This window comes from Peribacillus alkalitolerans (assembly GCF_010882125.1).
Taxonomy (GTDB): Bacteria; Bacillota; Bacilli; order Bacillales; family DSM-1321; genus Bacillus_BN; species Bacillus_BN alkalitolerans.
This window is the reverse complement of record NZ_JAAGVZ010000012.1, coordinates 77,424-101,255: the sequence shown is the minus strand read 5'-3', so window position 1 is coordinate 101,255 and position 23,832 is coordinate 77,424. Positions and strand designations below refer to the sequence as shown.

General features: G+C 36.6%; 28 protein-coding genes. 25 read left to right on the top strand and 3 right to left on the bottom strand.

What is annotated here, in order from left to right:
* The first annotated feature begins 23 nt into the window (after window positions 1-23).
* From mutS to G3O09_RS14930, 6 genes are all read left to right on the top strand, one after another.
* Window positions 24-2,624, top strand: a complete 2,601-nt coding sequence (gene mutS, locus G3O09_RS14955; protein WP_163102294.1) for a DNA mismatch repair protein MutS — start codon at window positions 24-26, stop codon at window positions 2,622-2,624.
* Window positions 2,625-2,651: 27 nt separating this feature from the next.
* Window positions 2,652-4,505, top strand: coding sequence for a DNA mismatch repair endonuclease MutL (gene mutL / locus G3O09_RS14950; RefSeq protein WP_163102293.1), 1,854 nt, complete (start codon window positions 2,652-2,654; stop codon window positions 4,503-4,505).
* 278 nt (window positions 4,506-4,783) lie between these two features.
* Complete coding sequence (gene miaA, locus G3O09_RS14945) at window positions 4,784-5,737, top strand: tRNA (adenosine(37)-N6)-dimethylallyltransferase MiaA (RefSeq protein ID WP_163102292.1); 954 nt, start codon at window positions 4,784-4,786, stop codon at window positions 5,735-5,737.
* 123 nt (window positions 5,738-5,860) lie between these two features.
* On the top strand, window positions 5,861-6,094 hold the full coding sequence (gene hfq, locus G3O09_RS14940) for an RNA chaperone Hfq (RefSeq protein WP_163102310.1): 234 nt from the start codon (window positions 5,861-5,863) through the stop codon (window positions 6,092-6,094).
* 272 nt (window positions 6,095-6,366) lie between these two features.
* Entirely contained in the window at window positions 6,367-7,338 is a 972-nt protein-coding gene (gene spoVK / locus G3O09_RS14935) for a stage V sporulation protein K (protein WP_163102291.1), read from the top strand.
* 10 nt (window positions 7,339-7,348) lie between these two features.
* Complete coding sequence (locus G3O09_RS14930) at window positions 7,349-7,591, top strand: glutaredoxin family protein (protein WP_163102290.1); 243 nt, start codon at window positions 7,349-7,351, stop codon at window positions 7,589-7,591.
* Between the two features lie 46 nt (window positions 7,592-7,637).
* On the opposite strand, the gene G3O09_RS14925 is transcribed toward G3O09_RS14930, so the two are convergent.
* Window positions 7,638-8,258 carry a trimeric intracellular cation channel family protein gene (locus tag G3O09_RS14925; protein ID WP_163102289.1) on the bottom strand — a complete coding sequence of 207 codons (621 nt, stop codon included), beginning with the start codon at window positions 8,256-8,258 and terminating at the stop codon, window positions 7,638-7,640.
* Window positions 8,259-8,747: 489 nt separating this feature from the next.
* Here G3O09_RS14925 and G3O09_RS14920 point away from each other — a divergent pair, with 489 nt between their 5' ends.
* The 3 genes from G3O09_RS14920 (at window position 8,748) to glnA (ending at window position 11,925) form a co-directional block, all read left to right on the top strand.
* Complete coding sequence (locus tag G3O09_RS14920; RefSeq protein WP_163102288.1) at window positions 8,748-10,016, top strand: methionine gamma-lyase family protein; 1,269 nt, start codon at window positions 8,748-8,750, stop codon at window positions 10,014-10,016.
* A 133-nt stretch (window positions 10,017-10,149) separates the two neighbouring features.
* Window positions 10,150-10,551 (top strand): MerR family transcriptional regulator, encoded by a 402-nt coding sequence (locus G3O09_RS14915; protein WP_163102287.1) that lies wholly within the window; start codon window positions 10,150-10,152, stop codon window positions 10,549-10,551.
* Between the two features lie 39 nt (window positions 10,552-10,590).
* Window positions 10,591-11,925 carry a type I glutamate--ammonia ligase gene (gene glnA / locus G3O09_RS14910; RefSeq protein ID WP_163102286.1) on the top strand — a complete coding sequence of 445 codons (1,335 nt, stop codon included), beginning with the start codon at window positions 10,591-10,593 and terminating at the stop codon, window positions 11,923-11,925.
* 135 nt (window positions 11,926-12,060) lie between these two features.
* Here glnA and G3O09_RS14905 read toward each other — a convergent pair whose 3' ends face one another.
* Both G3O09_RS14905 and G3O09_RS14900 read right to left on the bottom strand, forming a co-directional pair.
* Window positions 12,061-13,206 carry a site-specific integrase gene (locus G3O09_RS14905; RefSeq protein ID WP_163102285.1) on the bottom strand — a complete coding sequence of 382 codons (1,146 nt, stop codon included), beginning with the start codon at window positions 13,204-13,206 and terminating at the stop codon, window positions 12,061-12,063.
* 18 nt (window positions 13,207-13,224) lie between these two features.
* Window positions 13,225-14,196 carry a helix-turn-helix domain-containing protein gene (locus G3O09_RS14900; RefSeq protein ID WP_163102284.1) on the bottom strand — a complete coding sequence of 324 codons (972 nt, stop codon included), beginning with the start codon at window positions 14,194-14,196 and terminating at the stop codon, window positions 13,225-13,227.
* 231 nt (window positions 14,197-14,427) lie between these two features.
* On the opposite strand from G3O09_RS14900, the gene G3O09_RS14895 reads away from it, so the two are divergent.
* The 16 genes from G3O09_RS14895 to G3O09_RS14820 all read left to right on the top strand — a co-directional run bounded on the left by G3O09_RS14895 (window position 14,428) and on the right by G3O09_RS14820 (window position 23,762).
* Window positions 14,428-14,649, top strand: a complete 222-nt coding sequence (locus G3O09_RS14895) for a helix-turn-helix domain-containing protein (RefSeq protein ID WP_163102283.1) — start codon at window positions 14,428-14,430, stop codon at window positions 14,647-14,649.
* Window positions 14,650-14,672: 23 nt separating this feature from the next.
* A complete protein-coding gene (locus tag G3O09_RS14890; RefSeq protein ID WP_163102282.1) occupies window positions 14,673-14,972 on the top strand; it encodes a MerR family transcriptional regulator in 300 nt (99 codons plus the stop codon).
* Between the two features lie 83 nt (window positions 14,973-15,055).
* Window positions 15,056-15,865 (top strand): phage antirepressor KilAC domain-containing protein, encoded by an 810-nt coding sequence (locus G3O09_RS14885; RefSeq protein ID WP_163102281.1) that lies wholly within the window; start codon window positions 15,056-15,058, stop codon window positions 15,863-15,865.
* Window positions 15,866-16,002: 137 nt separating this feature from the next.
* Window positions 16,003-16,233: a DNA-entry nuclease gene (locus G3O09_RS14880; RefSeq protein ID WP_163102280.1), complete on the top strand. Its 231-nt coding sequence runs from the start codon at window positions 16,003-16,005 to the stop codon at window positions 16,231-16,233.
* A 40-nt stretch (window positions 16,234-16,273) separates the two neighbouring features.
* Window positions 16,274-17,782 (top strand): ATP-binding protein, encoded by a 1,509-nt coding sequence (locus tag G3O09_RS14875; protein ID WP_163102279.1) that lies wholly within the window; start codon window positions 16,274-16,276, stop codon window positions 17,780-17,782.
* Between the two features lie 4 nt (window positions 17,783-17,786).
* Window positions 17,787-17,942: a DUF6906 family protein gene (locus tag G3O09_RS22220; RefSeq protein ID WP_205439668.1), complete on the top strand. Its 156-nt coding sequence runs from the start codon at window positions 17,787-17,789 to the stop codon at window positions 17,940-17,942.
* Window positions 17,935-18,114 carry a YqaI family protein gene (locus tag G3O09_RS14870; RefSeq protein ID WP_240338448.1) on the top strand — a complete coding sequence of 60 codons (180 nt, stop codon included), beginning with the start codon at window positions 17,935-17,937 and terminating at the stop codon, window positions 18,112-18,114. Before G3O09_RS22220 ends, G3O09_RS14870 begins: the two co-directional genes overlap by 8 nt.
* A gap of 49 nt (window positions 18,115-18,163) precedes the next feature.
* Window positions 18,164-19,063 (top strand): RecT family recombinase, encoded by a 900-nt coding sequence (locus tag G3O09_RS14865; protein WP_163102278.1) that lies wholly within the window; start codon window positions 18,164-18,166, stop codon window positions 19,061-19,063.
* On the top strand, window positions 19,060-19,815 hold the full coding sequence (locus tag G3O09_RS14860) for an MBL fold metallo-hydrolase (protein WP_163102277.1): 756 nt from the start codon (window positions 19,060-19,062) through the stop codon (window positions 19,813-19,815). Before G3O09_RS14865 ends, G3O09_RS14860 begins: the two co-directional genes overlap by 4 nt.
* 237 nt (window positions 19,816-20,052) lie before the next feature.
* Complete coding sequence (locus G3O09_RS14850) at window positions 20,053-20,844, top strand: replication protein (protein WP_163102275.1); 792 nt, start codon at window positions 20,053-20,055, stop codon at window positions 20,842-20,844.
* Window positions 20,813-22,114 (top strand): replicative DNA helicase, encoded by a 1,302-nt coding sequence (locus tag G3O09_RS14845; RefSeq protein ID WP_240338447.1) that lies wholly within the window; start codon window positions 20,813-20,815, stop codon window positions 22,112-22,114. The genes G3O09_RS14850 and G3O09_RS14845 overlap by 32 nt, the downstream gene beginning before the upstream one ends.
* 12 nt (window positions 22,115-22,126) lie before the next feature.
* Window positions 22,127-22,273: a hypothetical protein gene (locus G3O09_RS14840; protein ID WP_163102274.1), complete on the top strand. Its 147-nt coding sequence runs from the start codon at window positions 22,127-22,129 to the stop codon at window positions 22,271-22,273.
* A complete protein-coding gene (locus G3O09_RS14835; RefSeq protein ID WP_163102273.1) occupies window positions 22,236-22,532 on the top strand; it encodes a MazG nucleotide pyrophosphohydrolase domain-containing protein in 297 nt (98 codons plus the stop codon). The genes G3O09_RS14840 and G3O09_RS14835 overlap by 38 nt, the downstream gene beginning before the upstream one ends.
* Window positions 22,529-23,095 carry a RuvC family protein gene (locus G3O09_RS14830; protein WP_163102272.1) on the top strand — a complete coding sequence of 189 codons (567 nt, stop codon included), beginning with the start codon at window positions 22,529-22,531 and terminating at the stop codon, window positions 23,093-23,095. The genes G3O09_RS14835 and G3O09_RS14830 overlap by 4 nt, the downstream gene beginning before the upstream one ends.
* The gene (locus tag G3O09_RS14825) at window positions 23,092-23,274 is read left to right on the top strand and encodes a hypothetical protein (RefSeq protein WP_163102271.1); all 183 of its coding nucleotides are present in this window, start codon (window positions 23,092-23,094) and stop codon (window positions 23,272-23,274) included. Before G3O09_RS14830 ends, G3O09_RS14825 begins: the two co-directional genes overlap by 4 nt.
* Entirely contained in the window at window positions 23,265-23,762 is a 498-nt protein-coding gene (locus tag G3O09_RS14820; protein WP_163102270.1) for a hypothetical protein, read from the top strand. Before G3O09_RS14825 ends, G3O09_RS14820 begins: the two co-directional genes overlap by 10 nt.
* The last annotated feature ends 70 nt before the right edge of the window (window positions 23,763-23,832 follow it).

The following is a 23,832-nucleotide window of genomic DNA, read 5'->3' as shown; positions in this document are numbered from 1 at the left end:
TTTGTTTTGAAAGGTTTGAAGGTATGGCAGCGTATACGCCTATGATACAACAATATTTAACGATTAAGGCAGATTATCAAGATGCCTTTTTATTTTTTCGTTTAGGTGATTTTTATGAAATGTTCTTTGATGATGCATTAAAGGCTTCACAAGAATTAGAAATTACATTAACAAGCCGTGATGGTGGAGGCGAGGGCCGTATACCGATGTGCGGGGTTCCTTACCATTCTGCAGCGGGCTATATAGAGACTTTAATTGAACGTGGATATAAGGTTGCGATCTGTGAGCAGGTGGAAGATCCGAAGCAAACAAAAGGTGTCGTTAAGCGGGAAGTCGTCCAACTCATCACACCAGGGACCATCATGCAAGGAAAAGGGATTGAGGATAAGGAAAATAACTTTATCGCTTCCATTTCACTTTTTGAAAATGGGTCAATTGGTTTGGCCTATACTGATTTATCTACCGGGGAAAACAAAGTTACGTCGCTTTCAGGCGGATTAAAAGAAGCATTAAATGAATTGGCTTCGATAGGGACTAAGGAAGTTGTAGTGGATGAGAACATACCTGAATCATTCATTCATGAATTAAAGGAACGATTCTCAATGGTCATTAGTATTGAGAATAATGATAAGGTGACCGATCGGTCATCTTCAATATTATCAATGATACAGGATGAATCATTAAAAAGGACTACAAGCAGGCTTCTTAACTACTTATTTAGAACACAAAATAGGAGCTTAGATCACCTACAAGAGGCTACAACATATGAAACTAATCATTTCTTGAAAATAGATTTTCATTCAAAAAGAAACCTAGAGATAACAGAAACCATCCGTACAAAAGGCAGGAAGGGCTCATTGCTATGGTTAATGGACGAAACGAAAACAGCTATGGGTGGAAGAATGCTAAAAAGTTGGATGGACAAGCCACTTATCAATCGACTCGAAATTGAGAGACGTCAATCAATAGTTGAAAGTTTAATAGCAAATTACTTTGAACGTCAGGATTTAAGAGAAGCGTTACAAAATGTTTATGACCTAGAAAGGCTTTCTGGAAGAGTCGCATTTGGCAACGTGAATGCTAGGGATTTGATGCAATTGAAGAGATCATTATCGCAAGTCCCATTTTTAATAGAGAATATTAGACAATATGGGAATTCCGAACTAGGATCACTAGCCGAGGTGATTGATCCATGTGAAGATCTAGCTGATTTATTGGAAAATGCAATCGTGGACAACCCTCCATTATCAGTAAAAGACGGCAACATAATTCGAGATGGCTTCAACAACGAGCTTGATCAATATCGGGATGCAAGCCGAAACGGAAAAACATGGATGGCTGCATTGGAAAAACAGGAGCGCGAACGAACGGGCATAAAATCTTTAAAAATAGGATACAACCGGATTTTTGGTTATTATATTGAGATTACTAGAGCTAATTTGGGCAATCTTGAAGAAGGTCGTTATGAAAGAAAGCAAACTTTGAGCAATGCCGAACGTTTTATTACTCCTGAATTGAAGGAAAAAGAAGCTCTTATTCTTCAAGCGGAAGAAAAAATTGTAGACCTTGAATATCAATTATTTCTATCTATAAGGGAAGAAGTTAAAGGGTATATCCCAAGACTACAACGATTAGCACGTACCATTAGTGAAATCGACGTATTACAATGCTTTGCTACTATTAGTGAGACGAGAAAATATGTTAAGCCAACCTTCACAGATGACAGAACCATTTTTATTGAAGATGGCAGACACCCTGTTGTAGAAAAAGTAATGAAATCTCAAGAATATGTCCCAAATGATTGTTACATGAACAGTGAACGGGAAATCCTCCTAATTACTGGTCCAAATATGTCAGGGAAAAGTACGTTTATGAGACAAGTTGCTTTGACTGCGATTTTGGCACAGGCGGGTTGTTTTGTTCCTGCTTCGAAAGCCGTACTCCCAGTATTTGATCAAATCTTTACTCGTATTGGCGCTGCGGATGATTTAATTGCTGGACAAAGTACCTTCATGGTAGAAATGTTGGAAGCGAAAAATGCAATCATACATGCAACAAAGGATAGTTTAATACTTTTTGATGAAATCGGAAGAGGAACTTCAACCTATGATGGTATGGCATTGGCACAAGCCATTATCGAATATATCCATCAGAATATTGGAGCGAAAACTTTATTTTCCACGCATTATCATGAATTGACTGATTTAGAAAATGAACTGGCCAGCGTGCATAACATCCACGTAAGCGCAGTGGAACAAAACGGGACGGTAGTATTCCTTCATAAAATTAAAGACGGACCAGCTGATCAAAGCTATGGAATTCATGTAGCACAACTAGCAGAGCTGCCTGATTCATTAATTATCAGGGCAAAAGAAATCTTGGTTCAACTAGAGCAAATGGATTCTGTAGAAAAACCTAATAATTCTACAATTGAAATAAAGTCAATAACTAAGGAAGACCATGCTCAATTATCTTTTTTCGAACAAGAAAAATCACAGGGAGAACCATCAAATCCTCGTGAAAAGAAGATACTTCAAGAACTACAAAAGCTAAACATTTTAGAAATGACTCCTATGGATGCAATGAATACACTTTACAAAATCCAAAAGGAACTTAAATCGTGATGAAGCTGTAAAGTTGGAGGTGACAATATGGGGAAAATCATTCAACTCGACGATTCATTATCTAATAAAATCGCAGCTGGTGAAGTTGTAGAACGACCGGCTTCGGTTGTAAAAGAACTTGTGGAAAATAGCATTGATGCTAAAAGTACAATCATCGAGGTTTTTATCGAAGAAGCAGGATTAGAGAGCATCCGAATTGTAGACAATGGAGAAGGTATCGAGGAAGATGATGTATTAAAGGCTTTCGATCGGCATGCTACTAGCAAAATCAAGGACGAGAATGATCTTTTTCGTATCCGAACACTTGGTTTCCGTGGCGAAGCATTGCCAAGTATCGCTTCTGTATCCTTAATAGATGTCAAATCGAGTACAGGGAACTCTGCTGGTGTCCATCTTCAAATGGAAGGTGGTAAAGTGCTGAATCACGGAAAGACAACAGCAAGGAAGGGTACTGACATAAAGGTTGCTAATTTGTTTTTCAATACACCTGCAAGGCTGAAATATGTTAAAACAGTGCACACTGAGTTAGGAAACATTAGTGATACTATGAATCGATTAGCATTGTCACATCCTGAAATTTCATTTAAACTTGCTCATCATGATAAAGTGTTGCTCCAAACAAATGGTAATGGAGATGTAAGGCAAGTAATGTCTGCGATATACGGGATGGCTGTGGCAAAGAAGATGGTTAAAATTGAAGGAACAAGCCTTGATTTTACAGTTGAAGGGTATATTTCACTCCCAGAAATCACGCGTGCATCGAGAAATTACCTGTCAATCATGATTAATGGCAGGTTCATTAAAAACTATGCGCTGACTAAAGCGGTTTTAGAAGGCTATCATACCTTGCTTCCTATTGGCAGATTCCCGATTGGATTAATTAGCATTTCTATGGATCCTATTTTAGTAGATGTCAATGTCCATCCTTCTAAAATGGAAGTAAGACTTAGTAAGGAATCCGAATTAAATGATCTGGTATTATCATTAATAAAAGATGCCTTTTCAAAACAATCACTTATTCCTTCACAAAGGTCAATCGTTGAAAAGCTCATTAAGCCAAAATCTGAACAACCTAGCTTTGATTTGTCTAATGAGAATCACGTATCAACAATGAAGGTTGGTCAGAAGCAACCATTTATTGATTACATTCCGCAAATGGAAGACAAATTTGAAAGCAAGGTTTTTGAAGACGTATATAAAGAAATTGAAATAGAAGATCAAGTATTTCAACTCTCTGAACCAGAAGAGATATTGGTTGAAAAAAAATCATCGCAAGAGGATGAGACTATTACTTCTTCCAGGGTTCCACCTTTATATTACATTGGACAGATGCATGGTACCTATATCATGGCACAGAATGAAAATGGCCTTTATATAATCGATCAGCATGCAGCCCAGGAACGGTTGAAATACGAATATTATAAAGAAAAAGTCGGTAAAGTAGAAAACAATCTACAGGAATTATTTGTTCCATTAACTTTATATTATTCTAGTGATGAGGTAATCAAGATTAATGAACATTCTAATGAATTGGAAAAAGTTGGTGTATTCCTTGAGGAGTTTGGAAATAATGCATTTCTAGTCCGATCCCATCCGCAATGGTTCCCTACCGGCATTGAGCAAGAAATAATTGAAGAAATGATTCAACAGCTGCTACAAATGAAAAAGGTGGATGTGAAAAAGCTACGTGAAGAAGCCGCAATTCTGATGAGTTGTAAAGCATCCATAAAAGCGAATCATTATTTAACCAATCATGAAATACAGGTTTTATTGGACGACTTAAGAGCATGCAGTGATCCATTTACTTGTCCTCACGGTAGACCAATCATTGTACATTTTACTACTTATGAAATGGAGAAAATGTTTAAACGGGTGATGTAGAGATATTTATTGAAAGGCTTTTAATCTCATTCAATAAAAGATTTGAGATTGAAAGCCTTAAATTTTATATTATAGACCAAGGTATAAAAGGTATCAGACTTAAAAAGAGTATAAAAAAGGATCCAAAAAGCAATAATGGATAGATGTTCTCCTGTATTTGTGAAAATTATGGTAGTATAAGACATAGTGTAAAAAGCTTTTTAAGCCTGGTATACGGTAACTTAGGACGTTATGAATCATTTAGACTGAATAAAAGTAGCGGGTAAGGCAGTGAAGAAATGAAAGAAAAACAAAAAATAATTGTCATAATTGGACCAACTGCAGTAGGGAAAACAAAGCTGAGTGTGGAGCTGGCTAAACGCTTCAATGGTGAAATTATCAGTGGTGACTCCATGCAGATTTACCGAGGCATGGATATCGGGACTGCCAAAATCACTCCCGAGGAAATGGAAGGTATCCCTCATCACTTGATTGACATTAAAGAACCTAAAGAGCCGTTTAATGCAGCAGAATTCCAAGAGCTTGCATCAAAAGAAATCATCAATATTGCCAATCGGGGTAAAATACCGATCATTGCGGGAGGCACAGGTCTCTATATCCAATCATTACTCTTTCAGTATGAATTCTCAGAAGCAGTTTCTGATCCTGAATTCAGACATAAATGGGAAGAAATCGCCCATCAAAAAGGTGAAGAATTTGTACATGAAAGGCTTAAAGAAGTCGATCCTGAAAGTGCTTCACGAATTCATCCTAATAATATACGAAGAGTGATTCGTGCCCTTGAAATTTATCACTTAACTGGTATAACGATGACGGATACATTACAAGCCCAAACCATGCACTCTGATTATGATTATATCTTAATAGGTTTGGATATGGATCGAGAGCTGTTGTACGATAGAATCAATAAACGAGTGGATATAATGATGGAAGAGGGACTATTAAATGAAGTAAAGGAACTTTTCAACCAAGGAGTACGGGAAGTTCAATCCATTCAAGCTATCGGTTACAAAGAAATATATGAATTTCTTGATGGAAAGTGTTCATTAGAAGCAGCGGTTGAAAAACTTAAGCAAAATTCAAGAAGATATGCTAAACGACAGCTTACATGGTTTAGGAATAAGATGGATGTATTTTGGTTCGATGTGTCAAATGTTGAAGACTTTCAAAAAAAAGTTATTGAAATCTCTCATTTTATAGAGGGAAAGCTACAGTTAAAATCGAATACATAACATATCCCAATCGAATGTTTTCCCATTCGATAGGTTGGGTAAATCATAAGATGCTTTCGGATGAGCTAAATAAAAATCCGATTAAGCAGGGAATAAAGTTAGAGATATAGAGGAGGAAAAATGATGAAACAATCTGTAAATATCCAAGACCAAGTTTTGAATCAACTGAGAAAAGATAATACATATGTAACGGTCTTCTTATTAAATGGCTTCCAAATTAGAGGGCAAATAAAAGGTTTCGATAATTTCACAGTCCTTTTCGAGTGTGAAGGAAAGCAACAATTAGTTTTCAAACATGCGATTTCAACATTCGCTCCACAAAGAAATGTTCAAATCGATTTTGAAGGTAAAGAATAAAGCATGCAACAGGTCGGGTATAACGGCCTGTTTTTTTATTTTCGAAGAGAACACAAAAAGAATGACTGTACTCATGAAAAAATGAATATACATAGTTTGAAGGAAATATTTCTTGGGAAAGCGCAATAATTGACAAAAGTCTTACCATACGAACGATTTGTGTCGGATAGTGTTTGAAACGGTCGCTTTTTCCAAGCGTTTTTAGCGAACAAAATCGAATTTTAGTGAATCGAATATTTCTTATAGTTCTTATAAGCAAAGAGGTGACAACGTTGGAGCAACCATTTCACATGAATAGCAACGGTAACGGCAAAATAAACATTGTCTTGAGTGGGCAAAAGCGAAAAAACATAAAAAAAGATCCACCCCTGAAGGAAATATATGAAAGGGAGATCCCATCCCATCATCTTGCATTAAAAGAAATTGAAACAGAACTTGAGCAGCTGGTCGGTATGGAAGAAATGAAACAAACCATAAAACAGATATATGCATGGATTTATGTAAACAAAAAAAGGGAAGAGCAAGGGTTAAAAGCTGGAAAACAAGCATTGCATATGATGTTTAAAGGCAATCCTGGTACGGGTAAAACAACTGTAGCAAGACTAATTGGAAAACTCTTTTTAAAAATGAATGTATTGTCTAAAGGCCATTTGATTGAAGCCGAAAGAGCCGATTTAGTTGGTGAATACATTGGCCATACCGCACAAAAAACTAGGGATCTTATTAAAAAGTCGATTGGAGGAATACTTTTCATCGATGAAGCTTACTCGTTAGGTAGAGGGGGAGAAAAGGATTTTGGAAAAGAGGCCATAGACACTTTAGTAAAACACATGGAAGACCGACAACATGAATTTATTTTAATTTTAGCAGGATATTCAAGAGAGATGGATCATTTCCTTACCCTAAATCCGGGTTTGCATTCCCGATTTCCCATCGTAGTTGATTTTCCTGACTACACCATTTCCCAACTGATGGAAATTGCACAGCGCATGTTAAAAGAAAGAGAATATGTTTTCAGTTCAGATGGAGAAAGAAAGGTAAGAGAACATTTAGCCTATTTAAAAACCACATGGAGTCCTGTTAGCTTTTCTAATGGACGATATATTCGTAATTTGATTGAAAAGGCGATACGTGCACAGGCGATGCGTCTTTTATTAAACGATGTGTATGACCGTCATGATCTTATTACCATTAGAAGTCAAGATATAATATTTGAAGATGATGAAACGAGCTTGTCATCATAAGGAGGATGTCATGAATACCATTACTATATATACAACGAACACATGTCCTTATTGCACTCAAGCGAAAAACTTTTTGAATGCACAAGGGTTATCCTATCGTGAGATTAATATCCAACAAAATCCAGACGCTATGCAAAAATTGGTGAATGAAACGGGACAATTAGGTGTTCCACAAATTAATATCAATGGAAATTGGGTGTTAGGGTTTGATCCACAAGCCATATTAACCTTCGCTAATCAAGGAAGCTATTAATTGGTAAATAAAAAAGGAGGCGATTGATTCGTCTCCTTTTGTTCCCTTAGTTCTCAAGTTTTCTTAACTGTCTATTTGGTAAACGCCATTTATAGGTATATGAGAGGATTCTTAAAAGAGTAATGATGATAAATAAGCTATACATTTCAAATGGACTATCTGTAAATCCCCATCCGACAAATAATCCACAAAGAATAGCCCACACCGCATATATTTCTTCCTTAAAGACAAGCGGTTTTCTCCTAGCGAGTAAATCTCGTACAATTCCACCACCACTTCCTGTTAGAAGAGCGGCGAAAATCACTGCACTTATTGGATGATTCATCTCAGCAGCATACAGGGCACCCTGGATTGCAAATGCAGACAATCCGATTGCATCAAAGAAATTTCCCCATTTATTCCAATGTTTCAGCAGGTTATTAGGAAAAAGAAAAACTGCTGTAATTGAAAGTATGGCTATGGTAAAGAACATGCTTTGACCCCATAAGGCAGAGACAGGAACTCCAATTAATAGGTTTCGTATCGCTCCACCACCAAAGGCTGTAACAAGTCCTAAAAAATACACTCCTAGTATATCGTATTCCTCTTCCATCGCAACAATAGCACCACTAACAGCAAATGCGATTGTACCGATGATCGTTAATAATTCCCAACTAAATTCTGTCATTCTTAGAACACCTTCCATTAAAGCATTACAATGATGTTTGTAAATGTTTACACAATAGGATATTGTATCATGCTATAAAGAAAAAGTGATGGGTTTTTACAAAAAAATATGTAATTTGTTGCATTTATATTACTAGGCTTTATAAAGATCATGGCTTATTGTAGATTTGGCACTTGTTGATTGGTGCGGTAGGCACAAGAATCCTCAAAAATGAATTAGCATTTCCTTCGTGCGGTCTAATTCAAACAAGCTGGCTCAATGTCATGACGAATTGCGCCTAGGATGCTCCCTATCCCCCAGCGAAAAAGCGAGTGCTTCTCGCTGCTATGAACAAGTTGGTATAACACAATCAATTACAAAATATATGGAAGTATCAATAGAAGAAAGTGAACCTTCTGTTCAGATATAAGGAAGAATGGTATGATTGCAAATGACATTGGAAGAAACAGTTTACATCCAATGATGAGTTTTAAATAGAGGAGAATTAAAATGTTTCAAAAATTATCAAATGGTGATTTACTTAAACGCTTAACGGAAGAAATTGAAGAACAAATTACCCCTTTACATAAAAAAACAGATCAAATGATTGAGACTAACCAATATCGTGTTCTGGAGAGCTATAGAAACCATCGAGTAAGTGATTCTCATTTTATTCCTACGACAGGCTATGGTTATGATGACATTGGCCGTGACACATTAGAAAGTATTTATGGTGAAGTATTTGGCGGAGAGGCAGGTTTGGTGAGGCCTCAAATCATTTCTGGAACACATGCTATTTCCATTTCCTTATTCGGGGTGTTACGTCCAGGGGATGAATTGGTCTACATTACAGGGAAACCATATGATACGTTAGAAGAAATTGTTGGGATCAGAGGGACAGGAAATGGTTCTTTAAAAGAATTCAATATAGACTATAGGGCCATTTCTTTGACAAATGAGGGGAAAGTGGATTTTCATGCTGTGGGTGAAGCCATCTCTTCAAAGACAAAAATGATTGGGATTCAAAGGTCAAAAGGATATGCAAACAGACCATCCTTTACAATATCAGAAATTAAAGAAATGATTGATTTTGTTAAAGAGATTAAACCTGATGTAGTTGTATTTGTCGATAACTGTTATGGAGAGTTTGTTGAAGAGTTGGAGCCATGCCATGTGGGGGCTGATTTAATGGCGGGTTCCCTCATTAAGAATCCTGGTGGAGGACTCGCCAAAACTGGCGGTTATATTGTTGGAAAGAAAAAATGGGTCGAATCCTGTTCATATAGGTTGACTTCACCCGGTATTGGTAGTGAGGCTGGAGCATCTCTTTATAGTCTTCAAGAAATGTACCAGGGATTTTTCTTAGCTCCACATATTGTTGGCCAAGCATTAAAAGGGGCAATGTTTACCTCTGCATTACTTGAAAAATTAGGAATGAACACTCACCCTAAATGGGATGCAAATCGTACCGATTTAATACAATCAGTTGAATTCAACGACAAAGACCTTATGGTTGCATTCTGCCAAGCCATACAATATGCTTCACCTATCAATTCCCATGTAACACCTTATCCTGCATATATGCCTGGTTATGAAGATGATGTCATTATGGCAGCGGGAACTTTCATTCAAGGTGCTAGCATGGAATTAACTGCAGATGGTCCGATCAGGCCACCATATGTGGCATACGTCCAAGGTGGATTAACGTATTCCCACGTGAAAATTGCAGTACTTACAGCTATCAATCAGTTAATAGATAAGGGTTTATTAAGATTATAAAAATAAAAAACGAAGCCAAAATCTGTGGCTTCGTTTTTTATAAAAATTTTCATGTTAGAAAAAGTAACATATGTTTGACATTATTCCTTACATTGAATATAATGTGACTATAGAGTTTAAGGAGGATGAAAGGATGAGCGGCAGTAATATACGAAGATCCATGCCACTCTTTCCAATGGGAATTGTCATGCAACTTACAGAATTAACAGCAAGGCAAATTCGCTATTATGAAGAGCATCAATTAATCACTCCAGCTAGAACTGACGGAAATCGAAGACTTTATTCTCTAAATGATATTGATATATTACTAGAGATTAAGGAATTGATTGAGCAAGGGGTTAACCTTGCTGGAATCAAAAAAATATTCACAGTTAAAAAAGAGGCAAGTGCATTGGCACCTGAGATGCAAAAAGATAATGGTAAACCCGAATTAACTGACTCGGAATTGCGCAAGCTACTTCGGTCTGAATTAATTCACAACAACAAAAATCGTTCATCTTTGCGTCAAGGCGATATGTCACGCTTCTTTCATTAAAAAATAATAAACGAAGATTAACAGGGAGGAATTTTTTGTATGGTTAAGTATACTCGAGAAGACATTACGCGTTTAGCTAAGGAAGATAATGTAAAGTACATCCGTTTGCAGTTCACTGATATCTTAGGAACAATTAAAAACGTAGAAATCCCTGTTAGCCAATTAGAAAAAGCATTAGATAACAAAATGATGTTTGATGGTTCTTCTATCGAAGGATTTGTCCGCATCGAAGAATCAGATATGTTATTATATCCAGATTTAGATACATGGGTAGTTTTCCCTTGGACAGCTGAAAAAGGAAAAGTTGCACGTTTAATCTGTGATATCTATACTCCAGAAGGAACTCCATTCGAGGGAGATCCACGTGCGAACTTAAAAAGAGTACTTAAAGAAATGGAAGAGCTGGGGTTCACAGACTTTAACTTAGGGCCTGAGCCAGAATTCTTCTTATTCAAACTTGATGAAAAAGGCGAGCCTACTCTTGAATTGAACGACAAAGGTGGTTACTTTGACCTTGCTCCAACAGATTTAGGGGAAAATTGCCGACGTGATATCGTGTTAGAACTTGAGGAAATGGGCTTTGAAATCGAAGCATCTCACCACGAAGTGGCACCTGGACAGCATGAAATTGACTTTAAATATGCTGATGCAATCACTGCTTGTGACCACATCCAAACATTTAAACTAGTGGTTAAGACAATTGCTCGTAAACATGGTTTACATGCAACATTCATGCCAAAACCATTATTCGGTGTAAATGGATCTGGTATGCACATGAACGTTTCATTATTTAAAGGTAAAGAAAATGCATTCTACGATACAAAGGGTCAATTAGAACTAAGTGATACTGCACGTCAATTCATCGCAGGAATCATCAAACACGCTCCTAACTTTACAGCAGTAACAAATCCTACTGTAAACTCTTACAAGCGTCTTGTTCCTGGATATGAAGCTCCTTGTTACGTTGCTTGGTCTGCTCGCAACAGAAGTCCGCTAATTCGTATCCCTGCATCCCGTGGCTTAAGCACACGTGTTGAGGTTCGTAGTGTAGACCCTGCTGCAAACCCATACCTAGCAATGGCTGTATTATTACAAGCTGGTTTAGACGGAATCAAAAACAACTTGACTCCTCCAAAACCAGTTGACCGTAACATCTACGTTATGACAAAAGAAGAGCGTGTAGAAGAAGGAATCGTTGATTTACCAGCAACTCTTTATGCTGCACTTGAAAACCTTAAGTCTGACGAAGTAATCAAGAGCGCACTTGGAGAGCACTTATTAGAGCACTTCATTGAAGCGAAAGAAATCGAGTGGGATATGTTCCGTACACAGGTTCACCCATGGGAACGCGAACAATATATGAGCATGTACTAAGAGTTAGATATCCCTTGATACCTTTGGTATTGAGGGCTTTTTTTATTTTGGTCAAAAGAGGGAGTGATATGGGGTCTTTTAATCATTGACCAAAATTTGACCAAAAAAAATCGGCCTTTTATTTTTGACCAAAATTTATTCCAGGACATTTCTCATATAGTCCTCATATTTTTTCATAGTGTCTTTTTCAATCTTTTTACTTATATGAGCATACACATCAGCTGTTATCTGGATACTTCCATGTCCTAATCGTTCTTGAACATATTTCATATCTGCGCCAGCTTCAAGTAGTAATACTGCATGTGTATGCCGTAATGAATGGATAGGTATTGATTGGATTTCTGCCCGTTTCAATATACGTGTGAAAGCATTAAAAAGGGAAGACTTCGGTATAAAATTCCCATCTGGTTTACATAGAACTAAATTAAGATCGTGTTTATAAGTATTGTTTAATGCAAGTTTATTTTGGTTTTGCCACTTTTTATGAAAAAGCAAATCATTTGAAAGAGTATTACTAATTGTAATAGTTCTCTTGGAATTGTAAGTTTTAGTATCACCAAATATTTGATCGTCTGATTTAGCAGTAAAATCAAGTGTTTTAGAAACAGTAATTATCCCTTCTTTCAAATCAATATCTGACCACTGCAGAGCAGCTGCCTCGCCTTTACGTAATCCTGACTCGATTAGAACTTTAAAGAAAATCCAATATACATAATTGTATTTATACGCCTCTTGTAGGAATTTGGCTATATCCGATGACTCCATATATTTAAGTTGTTTGTCTTTAGCTTGTCCACGTATTGTAACACCTTCACATGGATTCTTATTGATTTTCCCTAAAGTAACTGCTTTTTCCATAGCATTAAACATGGTCCCGTGGATGATTTCTATTGTTCTTTTGCTATAAGCTTTTTCGTTTTCAGACAGGGAATTCAAGAACTTTTGATACATCATTGGCTTGAGATCACTTAAAGCGAGTTTTTTAAAATAAGGTAGAATATGTTTTTTTATGTTTTGGTAATGAAGAGTATAGGTGTTCTTCCTCACAACATCTTTTTTATATGTTTGAAGCCAGTCAGTTAAGAAATATTCTAAACTAACTGGGGCATTATCAGACTCAAATCCGTTTTGAATTCTAATTTCTTCTTCAGATGCTGCACTTTGCGCATCTTTTTTTGTTTTAAATCCACTTTTAGATTTAACTTTATAACTTTGAGTAAAAGGATCTTTATATGAGATCCTGTATTCCCATTTGTCACCACGTTTTCGGAATGTGGCCATATAAATCACCTCAATGTTTTATTCAAAATTTCTTCTGGATTGAATTACTTTACCTAAAATATGTATTTTATTTGCTGGGACCAAAATAGGCTGCATTACAGAATTCGAAGGGATTAGCATACACATATCTCCTTCACACTTTACTCTTTTTAATGTAGCTTCGTAACCATTCACTGCAACAACAGCAATATCAGAAGATGTTACTTCGGATTGTTGAGCTACAATAACTGTATCACCATCATAAATACCATCACCAATCATGCTATCGCCTTTAACTTTTAGACCATATACTTCTCTTCCTCGAATCATATGTGATTCTACAAGTTCATGCCCCTCAATATATTCAATTCGATCTAGAGGTTGACCTGCAGCAATATGACCCAAAACTGGTACTTTAATGAGACCGTTTGTTAATTGACTAATACCAGTAGTTTTGATGAGTTCTTCCAGAGATTTAAGGAATTCTTCAAGAACATCCTCTGAGTTTTCTGCTAGAACAGATTTAATTGTGCGATAATTATATGCTTCATTGAATTCATTTTCTATTTCATCTATTTGCCAATTAGTAAATTCATCTGGGTCTGCGAAATATGCCTTAAATTGTTTTTCATAATCAGCTGCAGCATAGGAATTCTGATAAGCAGTATACATCCATAAAGAAGTTGAAACAATGATATTGAATACTTTTTCTTTTAATTCAGGAGGAAAATGGCCTTCATCATTTGTGATTTTTTGCAATGTCAAAAGAATCTCCTGTGAAATGTCTTTCTTGCTATATTTCAAAGTAGTCAGGTCGGTTTCTTCCCCTAATAGTACAGATATGTCAACATTTAATGCTTTTGCAATTTTACTTAAGACATCTAAACTCATATTGTATCTATTGTTTTCAACATCAGCTAAATATGATCTAGATATATTCGCATTTTTAGCCAACATTACCTGAGTCAATCCAGCTTTTTTTCTGTACCTCTTAATATTTTCTCCAATCATTTTTCAATCTCCCTTTAAACGGTCGGCTAAACCAGTATCTTAAGGCTATTATAATGTTAAAAAGACGGACATACAATGCAAATTATGACGGAAATACAAGTAAATTAAAGTATTTCGACGGAATTACCAGTAATTCTCATAAAAATGGTCAAAACTGGTCCATTTTGCGAGAATTTACGATTTTACAATATGACGGAAATACAATACATTTATTTCAAGGAGGTGCAGAAAATGCTAGATAAGAAAATTTTAGGGAAATTAATTCAAGAAAAGCGTAAAGAATTAGGAATTACACAAAATCAACTGTCACATGTTACGGAGTTGTCTAGGAATTACATTTCGGATATTGAAAATGGCAGGTATACACCAAGTGTCGATTCATTATCAAAGATAGCTATTTATCTTAAGTTGGATTTAAATGTAATAAAAATGACGGAAATACAAGTAGATTAAAAAGGAGAAAAGGGGGGTTAATATTGTTTGAAATATCCATGAAAACTGTTCCTGAGTCATTTAAACAAGAACTTCATGATATTTTATTGGAAGTTGTTTCATCCATTGTTGATGAAAGAAAACAAGAAAATGAGCTTCCATACATGCTTAGCAAAGCTCAATTAGCAAAACACATATTTAATGTGAGCCCTCAAACTTTAGATGCTCATATCATTCATAGAATAGACTTTCCTAAATTTAAAGCAGGTGAAAGGTTGCTGTTCCCAAAAGATATGGTGATTAATTGGATCAGAAAAAATATTGATGTTGTTTCTAACCTATAAAAATCTTCGAAAGGCATCTCTTTTTAGGAAATGTGCAAAATTTGGTGAAAGAAAATAGGAATAAATTTTAGAGGAGAATTAACATGAACAAATTAGTTTTCATTGAAAAAAACAAAGTAGTGACGGATAGCCTGACTGTGGCTGAGGTGTTTGGGAAAACACACGACAATGTTTTAAGAGATATTCGCAGTCAATTAGAAAAACTAAATGAAGCTGGCGAGCAGGATTGGGGTGTCCTCAACTTTGAGGAATGCGATTATATCAACGTCTCAGTTCAAGGAATCAACAAAAACAGGAAATATAAGAAGTTTAATTTATCTGAAGAGGCTTTTACCATTATAGCTTTTTCATATATCACCCCAGAAGCCATGAAATTCAAGATCAAATTTATTCAAGAGTTTAAGAGAATGCGAGAGGAATTGATTAGAATAAGTGCTCCGTCCTATTCGATTGAAGATCCAATAAAAAGAGCTGAAAGGTGGATTGAGGAGCAGAGACAAAATCAACAGTTAGAGGTAAAGACTCTAATGCTTGAACAACAAGTAGCCGAAGCAACACCAAAAATAACTTATTACGATGAAATTCTAAAATCGGATAGCTTAGTGACGATTACTCAAATTGCTAAAGATTATGGTATGTCTGGGAAGGCATTAAATCATTTACTACATAGCGAGGGCATCCAGTATAAGCAAAGTGAACAATGGCTTCTTTACATCAAATTTCAGGACAAGGGATACACGAAATCTGAAACACAAAAGTACACCAAATCAAACGGTGATCTTGGTACAAAGCTTCATACTAAATGGACTCAAAAAGGACGATTGTTCATCCACAACATCCTTCTGAAACTAGGATTTGAACCATTAATGGATCGTGAAAGTGACGATTCTTAAGGTGGTGATGAATTTGGAAAAGGACCATGTGTTGCTTAATGAAAAACATCCAGTTTGGAATTGGGTGTTTGGAGTAGGTGTGGTTGTACTAATTACTGGATACTTATTATTCTGCAATGGTTAAGGAGGCGACTAAGTTGCAGCCGGTAGACGAGGAAGTTGAATACGATACTTCTGGGAGAATGAAATACCATCCGTCGTTTCATGAAAATCAAGGACAACCTTGGACAGCGAGTGATTTAGAATACCTTTGCAAGTTTCATGAATTTGATGAATTAGAAACATTAGCATTGGCATTGGGAAGAACTAAATCAACTTGTGCACATAAAGTATCGGAATTTAAAAGAAATGGACTTTTTGAGTACTAAAAAAATTTGAATAGGTATTGGTGATTAGGAGGGGAATTACTTGAAGATTGTTTTTAAAACTCTAACTCTACAAAACTTTAAATCTCACCGTGACCTTACAGTTAACTTTGGCGAGGAAACTAAGATCACGGCGGACAATGCACAAGGTAAAAGCACCATTTCTGAAGCTTTTACTTGGTTATTATACTCTACTGACGTATTAGGCGGTAGCAAATTTGATCCAACACCGATTACTTATGAAGCTGATGAAACAATGGTAACACTACTGTTCACCTTTGATGGAAAACAAAAGCTTCTAGGTAAAGGACTAAAGAAAGGAAAGGCTCAATATTACGTCGATGAGGTGCCTAAAAAAGCAGGAGAGTTTAACGAATTAGTCACACAGCTTTTTGGTGACAAGGATTTATTCCTATCACTTTATAACCCGAATTACTTTTTTACAATGCATCCAGATAAACAGAGAGAACTTATTATGCAATATGTATCTGCCCCAGCGAATAAGGAAGTACTTAAACATATGTTGGACGAGCAGAAAAAATGCATAGAACCATTACTTAAAAAAAATTCACTGGAAGATATTAAAGAGATTCATAGAGAACGCAAGATTTCACTTGATAAGAAATATATCCAGGCACAAACAAGAACTAAGACTTTAAAAGAGCAGCTGGACCGAATCGAAATTCCTAATGCTCCGATTGATTCATTAAAAGCAGAATTATCTCAAATTGATAGAGAAGTACGTGAAATAGAGGCTGAAATGGACAGTGCTGGAGTAAAGAACAAAGAATATCATTCCGTTCATGTAAAGCTTCGCTCTATCCAAGATCAGATTGAAATGTCTAAAGAAAGATGGCCTTCACTTAAGAATGAAATGATTGAGGATACATGTAGAACGTGTAAACGTCCATTGGATGATGAATCAGTTGAAGCAGTTAAGTTGGATAAGGAAGCACGAATTGAAGAATACAAAACTAAACATAGCCTACTTATCAAACAAAGAGATGAACTAAAGTCCCAACTTGCTGCAATGGATTTTATAGATGTATCTGAATTACGGGAAAAGCTCCGTATTGATGAAAAAGGTACACCATTACGGAATGCCATTAGAGATTACTTTGAATATCAAAACAGGCTCAAAGATGTAGAGGAAGCTCAAATGATTGAGAAAGAGACCCTCACTTCATTGAACGATTCCATATTCATACTAGATACCATTAAAGCCTTTAAAGCAAAAGAAGCTGAACTACAGGCTGAAAAAGTTAAGAGTATGTTTGATACCCTATCGTTCCAACTCTTCGAATTACAGAAGAATGGTGAAGTAAAAACAAAGTTTGAAATTGAAATGAATGGTACTCCATATAGAAAGCTTTCTCTATCAGAGGGTATTCGCGCAGGACTTGAATTAAGTGAAGTTCTTTCAAAGCAAAGTGAGTTAAACGTTCCAGTATTTGTCGATAATGCGGAATCTATTACAAGCTTTAAAGCACCAACTGGGCAGTTAATCATATCAAGAGTTGTAGCAGGACAAGCCTTGAAAATTGAGGGGTGACAATATGAAAAATGGAAAAAGGCCAACTCGTAATCAAAAGAAAAAATTCATCGAAGCAGGATTAAATCCTAATAATTGGCTAATCGTTAAAAACTTACCAGAAATTTTGATTGTAGTACACCGTGAAACTGGAACAACTAAGGAGATCTCCAATGCCTAACATTGAACATCCAGCAATTACACAAGTGCAAAAGAATGGATATCCAAATTCGGAAACGGAAATAAGGCATTTCGGTATCGATTACTTTGGAGATGAAATCCTTCAAAACGATAAGGTTGTAATCGATGAAGAAGAAATCATTTTAAACCAATCTAGAAAGATACCTTTCTGAGATTTATAGTTTCATATTCAAAATAGCAGATTAATAGGAGGAAATATCAATGTCTAAAAATCAATTAAGCACCTTATCATTAACGCCTCAAATTTCAGAAGCATTTAAACCAGAAGTCCTTGAAGTAATCCGTACATCCATCGCTCCAACAGCAAGCGATTCAGAATTCCTACTGTTTGCTCATAAAGCTGCTTCTTATGGTTTGGATCCATTTAAGAATGAAATCTTCTTCATTAAATACGGCAACCAAGCACGTATTCAATTCGCAGCTGAAGCTTACCTTTCTAAAGCAAGGGAGAAAGAAGGATTTCAACCACCAGATACTCAAATGGTTCATGAAAATGATGAGTTCAAAGTCGAAATGAACAAAGGAACGAAACAACTAGAGGTTGTTGTTCATGGGATTGGATTCCCAAGAGGGAAGATTATCGGTGCATATTCAATTGCCTATCGAGAAGGATTCAAACCTGTAACAGTGATTATGGATGTAGAAGAAATCGCTCATATGTTTACGGGTCAAAACAAGGATAACTGGAATAAATGGACCTCTGATATGTTCGGTAAGCATGTTCAACAACGTGCCTTGAAAAAACAATACGGACTTGAATTTGGAGATGAGGATATTCCACAACCGACTGGTGATAGTAACATTTCTGAATACAACCCTAAAGAACGTAGAGATATCACACCAAACCAGGAAGTTATCGATGCACCAGCTAAGACGGATAGTGAAGTTGACCAGGTGAAGAAACTAAGATCTCACATCAATAAATTGTTCAAAGACATTGGTATTCAAACGAAAGAAGAAAAAGCAGATTACATTGCAAAGCATGCACCTAATGTTGGTGACAATCCCTCTCTAAGTGAATTGAATGGATTACTTCGTATCCTAGAAATGAACTTAGAAATGTTAGAAGCACAAGCAACACATGGGGACGAACTTGAATGAAAGTAGATATCTTAGCTTCCGGATCGGAGGGCAATTGCATTGCTCTCCGGTCTTCCGGAACCACAATATTAATCGATGCTGGTATTGCAAAAACAAAGATTGATAAGAGACTGCTTGAAGTAGGGATTAGGCCTGACGATATTGAAGCGATATTCGTCACTCATGCTCACAGCGATCACGTTAAAGGGCTTCCTCTTGCTAATAAATATCACATTCCTGTTTATGCTTCTGAAGGAGAATGGAAGAGCATTAAAGGTGTTGATGAGGACCTAATGAACAGCATCGATGATAAAGGTACACTGTTCGATTATGAAGGGCTTAGTGAATGGATAGATATTGTTCCATTTAAAACCCATCATGACGCATTCGAACCTTTAGGTTATATAGCTCAGACCGAAAAAGTGAAGGTTTCAGTCTGTTTAGACACTGGAAAAGTGGATTCGAATATGTTGGAGTCTATGCAAGGTTCGAATATTTACATAATCGAATCTAATCATGAACCTGGCATGTTAGAGTACTCAAACTATCCAAACAGTGTTAAGGCACGGATATTATCTGATATCGGACACTTAAGTAATGAACAAACAGCATCCGTCCTTTCAAAACTTGTACATGGCATTGGAGAAAACATCTATCTAACACATCTATCCAGCAGTAATAACATGCCAGAGCTAGCCAAAATGACCGTGATAAGAGCGTTATCGAAAAAAGGCTTTAAGCAAAATAAACATTATTTCTTAGAGGTGGTTTAAATGATTAGTTGCTGCAATAGCACCGAGTTAAAGTTGATTGATTTACTTGATCGTGAACGTGAAAAAAATGACCGTCTTACTTAAACAGATAAACAGCCTTACTCAAGGGATGAATAAGAAAAATGACGAGAATGAAAAGTTAAAAGTACAGATCATGGCTTTAAATGTAGGGTTAAAAGCAGCATGTGAGGCTGTAAAAATACTTTAGGGTGAGAAAGTACAGAACGGATGAGGTAAATGGCTAGTCCTCAAACTGAAAAGGGATATACCAGGATCGCAAATGAAATATTGGAACGCATTGTTCAATCAAATCTTAATGGTACCCAATTTAGGATTGTAATGACCATTTGGAGATATACCTATGGATTCAGAAAAAAGCAAAGTGAAATGACTATAACCTTTTTCGCTCAAAAGTTAGATGCAAACAAACGTCAAGTTGATAGAGAGCTAAAAACATTGATTCAACGCAAAATTATTAAGGTCGAAGGAATGGGGACAAAAGGTGCTAGATTACTAAGTTTCAATAAAGATTACGACGAATGGTTGGATCGTATTCCAGAAGGGAGAGAGGGTCCAACCATTTTAGAGGAAGGAGAGATTCCTATTAGTGAGCTAAAAAAAGAACCAAAGAAGAAATATGGCGAAGACAGCACCTATTTCAAAATGGCTGTTTACTTCCACGATTTAGTATTGGTGGTAGGGAAAGAAGCTGGGGTGGAGCATTTAATACGAAATACTAATCTTCAATCTTGGGCTGATGATTTTAGAAAGTTAGTGGAGCTTGACGGAGTGGACAAACATCTTGCGAAAGATGTAATGGATTGGGTTACAAAGGATAACTTTTGGAAAACGAATGTACTGTCTGCAAAGAAACTAAGAGAGAAGTTTACTGAGCTTTCAATCAAAATGCATATGTCAAGGAAACCAGCATTACAAAAGAAATCAACGGACTCTCGTGATAAGGACATTGAGTTTCAACGCTGGGTAGCAGAAGGGAATGATCCAGATGCATTTGATTGGGGAAGTTGACGTTCAAGCCGAACAATCTGTTCTAGGTGCTGTGTTCCTAGATTCTAACGTTTTGGATGAAATCACGTTTTTAGAAGAGCGTGATTTCTCTTTACCTAGACATCAACAAATTTACAAGGTTATGAGATACCTAGAAAAAAAGGGACTTCCAGTAGATATAGTGACGGTCACAGAAACCTATGTGAAATTCGGTCGAGTGGATGAGCACTTAGTAAAATATCTTTCTGAATTAGCTGGTTCTTGTCCATCCATAGCAAACATTGAATACTATGCAAAACTAGTACGATCTAAGGCCATGGGAAGAAGAATTAAGGACATGGGAGCCATCATAACCGGAATGTCCAGGGATGCTTATGAAAGTGATGAAGAGTACTTTGCATATGTCGAAGAGTTGGTATCCGAAATGCGGCCGCAAGATAACGCAAAAATGCTTAGTTTCTCAGAAACGAAAGAAGAGTATTACTCGCATCTAAAAACACCAGCTGAATACATCAAAACAGGATTTGAAGAGTTTGATAAATGGGCTCAAGGGTTGTGGCGTGGTTGGTTGTTTATTAGTGCTGGTAGACCTTCTGTGGGAAAAACAGCAATAGCATTACAAAGAATATACGGGGTTGCCAAACAACAGCAAGGTGTAGTCCTAGTATGGAGCCAAGAAATGAAAAGGAATTCTTTAAAAGATCGTATGTTGTCAGCAGTGACTGGAATTCCTTTTCAAAAAATCAAAATGAAGAAATTAAGTCCAAGTGAACAAGCTTTACTGGATAGAGCTTATGACAGCTTTGAATACTTGCCAATTTATTTGCAGGATAGTTCAGGTGTAACTATTGATGAAATAAAGGCTACTGCTAAACAATTCAAAAAGAAGTTCGGAAAGATTGCCATGATCGTAGTCGATTATCTGCAGATTATGAACATTCCTCAAACCAAAGGCGATACAAGAGCTTTGGCAATCGGACGTGTTACAGGCCAAGCAAAGCAAATTGCTATGGATCTGAATTGCTGTTTTATGATGTTGTCTCAGATGACTCGTGACTCTGAAAAGAGAGGTCGACCGCAGCTATCCGACTTAAAAGAATCAAGCTCTATTGAACAGGATGCTGATGTAGTCGAGTTCCTTTGGAGTGAAGGAGAAACAACTTCACAAGGGAAAATTGTGAACCAGACGTTCGCAAAGGGTCGAGATGTTGGCGTAAACGAATTTAAACTCCTTTTCTTGAATTGGAAGCAGAAGTTTACTGAGATACCTAAAGAGTTACCCAAAAATTAAGGCGGTGTTGCTATGAATTTGACCAAAGCTACTAAACAACAACTGTATCATATCGCCAAAGACGAAACAGCAAGAATGAGAGATAGATATGCAGCTGCAAGAGAATTACAGAAAAGGAGGAATGAATGTGATAAACCAACTATGCCAAAAAGCATTTGAAATAGCCAAATCTAAAGGCTGGCATGATGAAGAAAGGGAAACCGGTACGCAATTAGCCTTAATTCACAGTGAAGTGAGTGAAGCGTTGGAAGCAGACAGGAAAGGTGATAGCGAGAATTTCGTTGAAGAACTGGCAGATGTTTGTATCAGAGTTTTTGATTTGTGCGGATCCAAAGGAATTGACTTAGAAAAAGCCATTCTCGATAAGATGGAACGAAATAAGTCCAGGTCATATAAGCATGGAGGGAAAGCATATTGACTAGATTCGTAGGTATTGACCCTTCTTCTAAAACAGGATTCGTTGCAATTGATCAGGGAGGAATCGTCCTTCGTTCCAAAGAGCTTACAGGAGTAGGGACAATTGATCCAAAAAGAATGATTACCCTAATCGATGAAGTTGTTGCACATGTCAAACCTGGCGATTTTATCTGCATAGAAGGTTTTCCATTTGATACTCAAAAGGCTATGTTTGCTGGTGGTTTACATCATGGTATCAGAAATGAATTATTTAAAAGGAACCTTAAGTATTATGAAGTGGCTCCTAATGCAGTAAAGAAGTTTGTGAATGTCACTGGATGGGTTGGAGAGCCAGGAAGCAAGAGAAGATTGAAAGATAAGGAAAAGAAACAAGTTGTAATGGCAGCAGTAAAAGATCATTTCGGATTTGAGCATAGAAGTGACAACGTGGTGGATGCATACATACTAGCTCAGATAGCTTGGTCTATTACAAATGGACTCACGCAGAAACCTTATCAGTTGGAAGTAGTGAATGCGATTTTAAACCCTGTAACAAAAGCAAAAAAGAAGGCGAAAGCAAAATGAAGAAAAAAGTGTTGAAAAAAGTTGTGTATGCAATGTCCCCTAGTGGTTTGCAAAAGAATATTTTCGCACATGAAGAACGTGGATGGAAAAAAGCTAGTCCAATTAAAGAATACGGTTATGGATTGGGATGTTTGATGATCTTTGAAGGAAGAAATGGAGGTATAAACCCATGCAACTAACAGTTAAAGCACATTTTAATAAACAAACGAAGGATAGCAAAAAGGAGCTTATTCAATTTCACGTAAAAGGTGAAGATGAGAAAAAGCCAGAGATTAGTAGACTCACTCGAGAAGTAGTTGAGTTGGAGATTGAAGGTGTGGATCAGAAGCTTACTTGCGAATTTGCTAAGACGACTAAAGATAGTAAGAAGACAGTCCTTGAATTTATCGTAAAAGGTGACACTTCTGCAGAACAGGCTTTTAATTTCTATAAAAGAGCAGGTTCAGATGTCATATTAAATATTACAGAATCTCAAATGAGTATAGATGAGTTTTATGAAGAACAGCATGAAGGAGTTTCTTATACAGTTAATCAAGATGGGACGGCTTCAGTGCCAGCTGGGCAGTTGTCATTGGATGATGTGAATGAAGAAGAAGTTGAAGATGGTGATTTACCCTTTGAAGATGTGCCAATCATTAATTCTAATGATAACGATGAATTGGAATAAAAAAGAACCTCTAAGCATTATGTGTATGGCAGTACACGCTTAGAGGTAAAGTATACCAACTCTTCTCCAA

Coding starts and splice junctions, on each gene's coding strand:
- mutS (WP_163102294.1), top strand. CDS start 24: ATGGCAGCGTATACGCCTATGATACAACAATATTTAACGATTAAGGCA.
- mutL (WP_163102293.1), top strand. CDS start 2,652: ATGGGGAAAATCATTCAACTCGACGATTCATTATCTAATAAAATCGCA.
- miaA (WP_163102292.1), top strand. CDS start 4,784: ATGAAAGAAAAACAAAAAATAATTGTCATAATTGGACCAACTGCAGTA.
- hfq (WP_163102310.1), top strand. CDS start 5,861: ATGAAACAATCTGTAAATATCCAAGACCAAGTTTTGAATCAACTGAGA.
- G3O09_RS14930 (WP_163102290.1), top strand. CDS start 7,349: ATGAATACCATTACTATATATACAACGAACACATGTCCTTATTGCACT.
- G3O09_RS14925 (WP_163102289.1), bottom strand. CDS start 8,258: ATGACAGAATTTAGTTGGGAATTATTAACGATCATCGGTACAATCGCA.
- G3O09_RS14920 (WP_163102288.1), top strand. CDS start 8,748: ATGTTTCAAAAATTATCAAATGGTGATTTACTTAAACGCTTAACGGAA.
- G3O09_RS14915 (WP_163102287.1), top strand. CDS start 10,150: ATGAGCGGCAGTAATATACGAAGATCCATGCCACTCTTTCCAATGGGA.
- glnA (WP_163102286.1), top strand. CDS start 10,591: ATGGTTAAGTATACTCGAGAAGACATTACGCGTTTAGCTAAGGAAGAT.
- G3O09_RS14905 (WP_163102285.1), bottom strand. CDS start 13,206: ATGGCCACATTCCGAAAACGTGGTGACAAATGGGAATACAGGATCTCA.
- G3O09_RS14900 (WP_163102284.1), bottom strand. CDS start 14,196: ATGATTGGAGAAAATATTAAGAGGTACAGAAAAAAAGCTGGATTGACT.
- G3O09_RS14895 (WP_163102283.1), top strand. CDS start 14,428: ATGCTAGATAAGAAAATTTTAGGGAAATTAATTCAAGAAAAGCGTAAA.
- G3O09_RS14885 (WP_163102281.1), top strand. CDS start 15,056: ATGAACAAATTAGTTTTCATTGAAAAAAACAAAGTAGTGACGGATAGC.
- G3O09_RS22220 (WP_205439668.1), top strand. CDS start 17,787: ATGAAAAATGGAAAAAGGCCAACTCGTAATCAAAAGAAAAAATTCATC.
- G3O09_RS14870 (WP_240338448.1), top strand. CDS start 17,935: ATGCCTAACATTGAACATCCAGCAATTACACAAGTGCAAAAGAATGGA.
- G3O09_RS14865 (WP_163102278.1), top strand. CDS start 18,164: ATGTCTAAAAATCAATTAAGCACCTTATCATTAACGCCTCAAATTTCA.
- G3O09_RS14860 (WP_163102277.1), top strand. CDS start 19,060: ATGAAAGTAGATATCTTAGCTTCCGGATCGGAGGGCAATTGCATTGCT.
- G3O09_RS14850 (WP_163102275.1), top strand. CDS start 20,053: ATGGCTAGTCCTCAAACTGAAAAGGGATATACCAGGATCGCAAATGAA.
- G3O09_RS14845 (WP_240338447.1), top strand. CDS start 20,813: ATGATCCAGATGCATTTGATTGGGGAAGTTGACGTTCAAGCCGAACAA.
- G3O09_RS14840 (WP_163102274.1), top strand. CDS start 22,127: ATGAATTTGACCAAAGCTACTAAACAACAACTGTATCATATCGCCAAA.
- G3O09_RS14835 (WP_163102273.1), top strand. CDS start 22,236: ATGAATGTGATAAACCAACTATGCCAAAAAGCATTTGAAATAGCCAAA.
- G3O09_RS14825 (WP_163102271.1), top strand. CDS start 23,092: ATGAAGAAAAAAGTGTTGAAAAAAGTTGTGTATGCAATGTCCCCTAGT.
- G3O09_RS14820 (WP_163102270.1), top strand. CDS start 23,265: ATGCAACTAACAGTTAAAGCACATTTTAATAAACAAACGAAGGATAGC.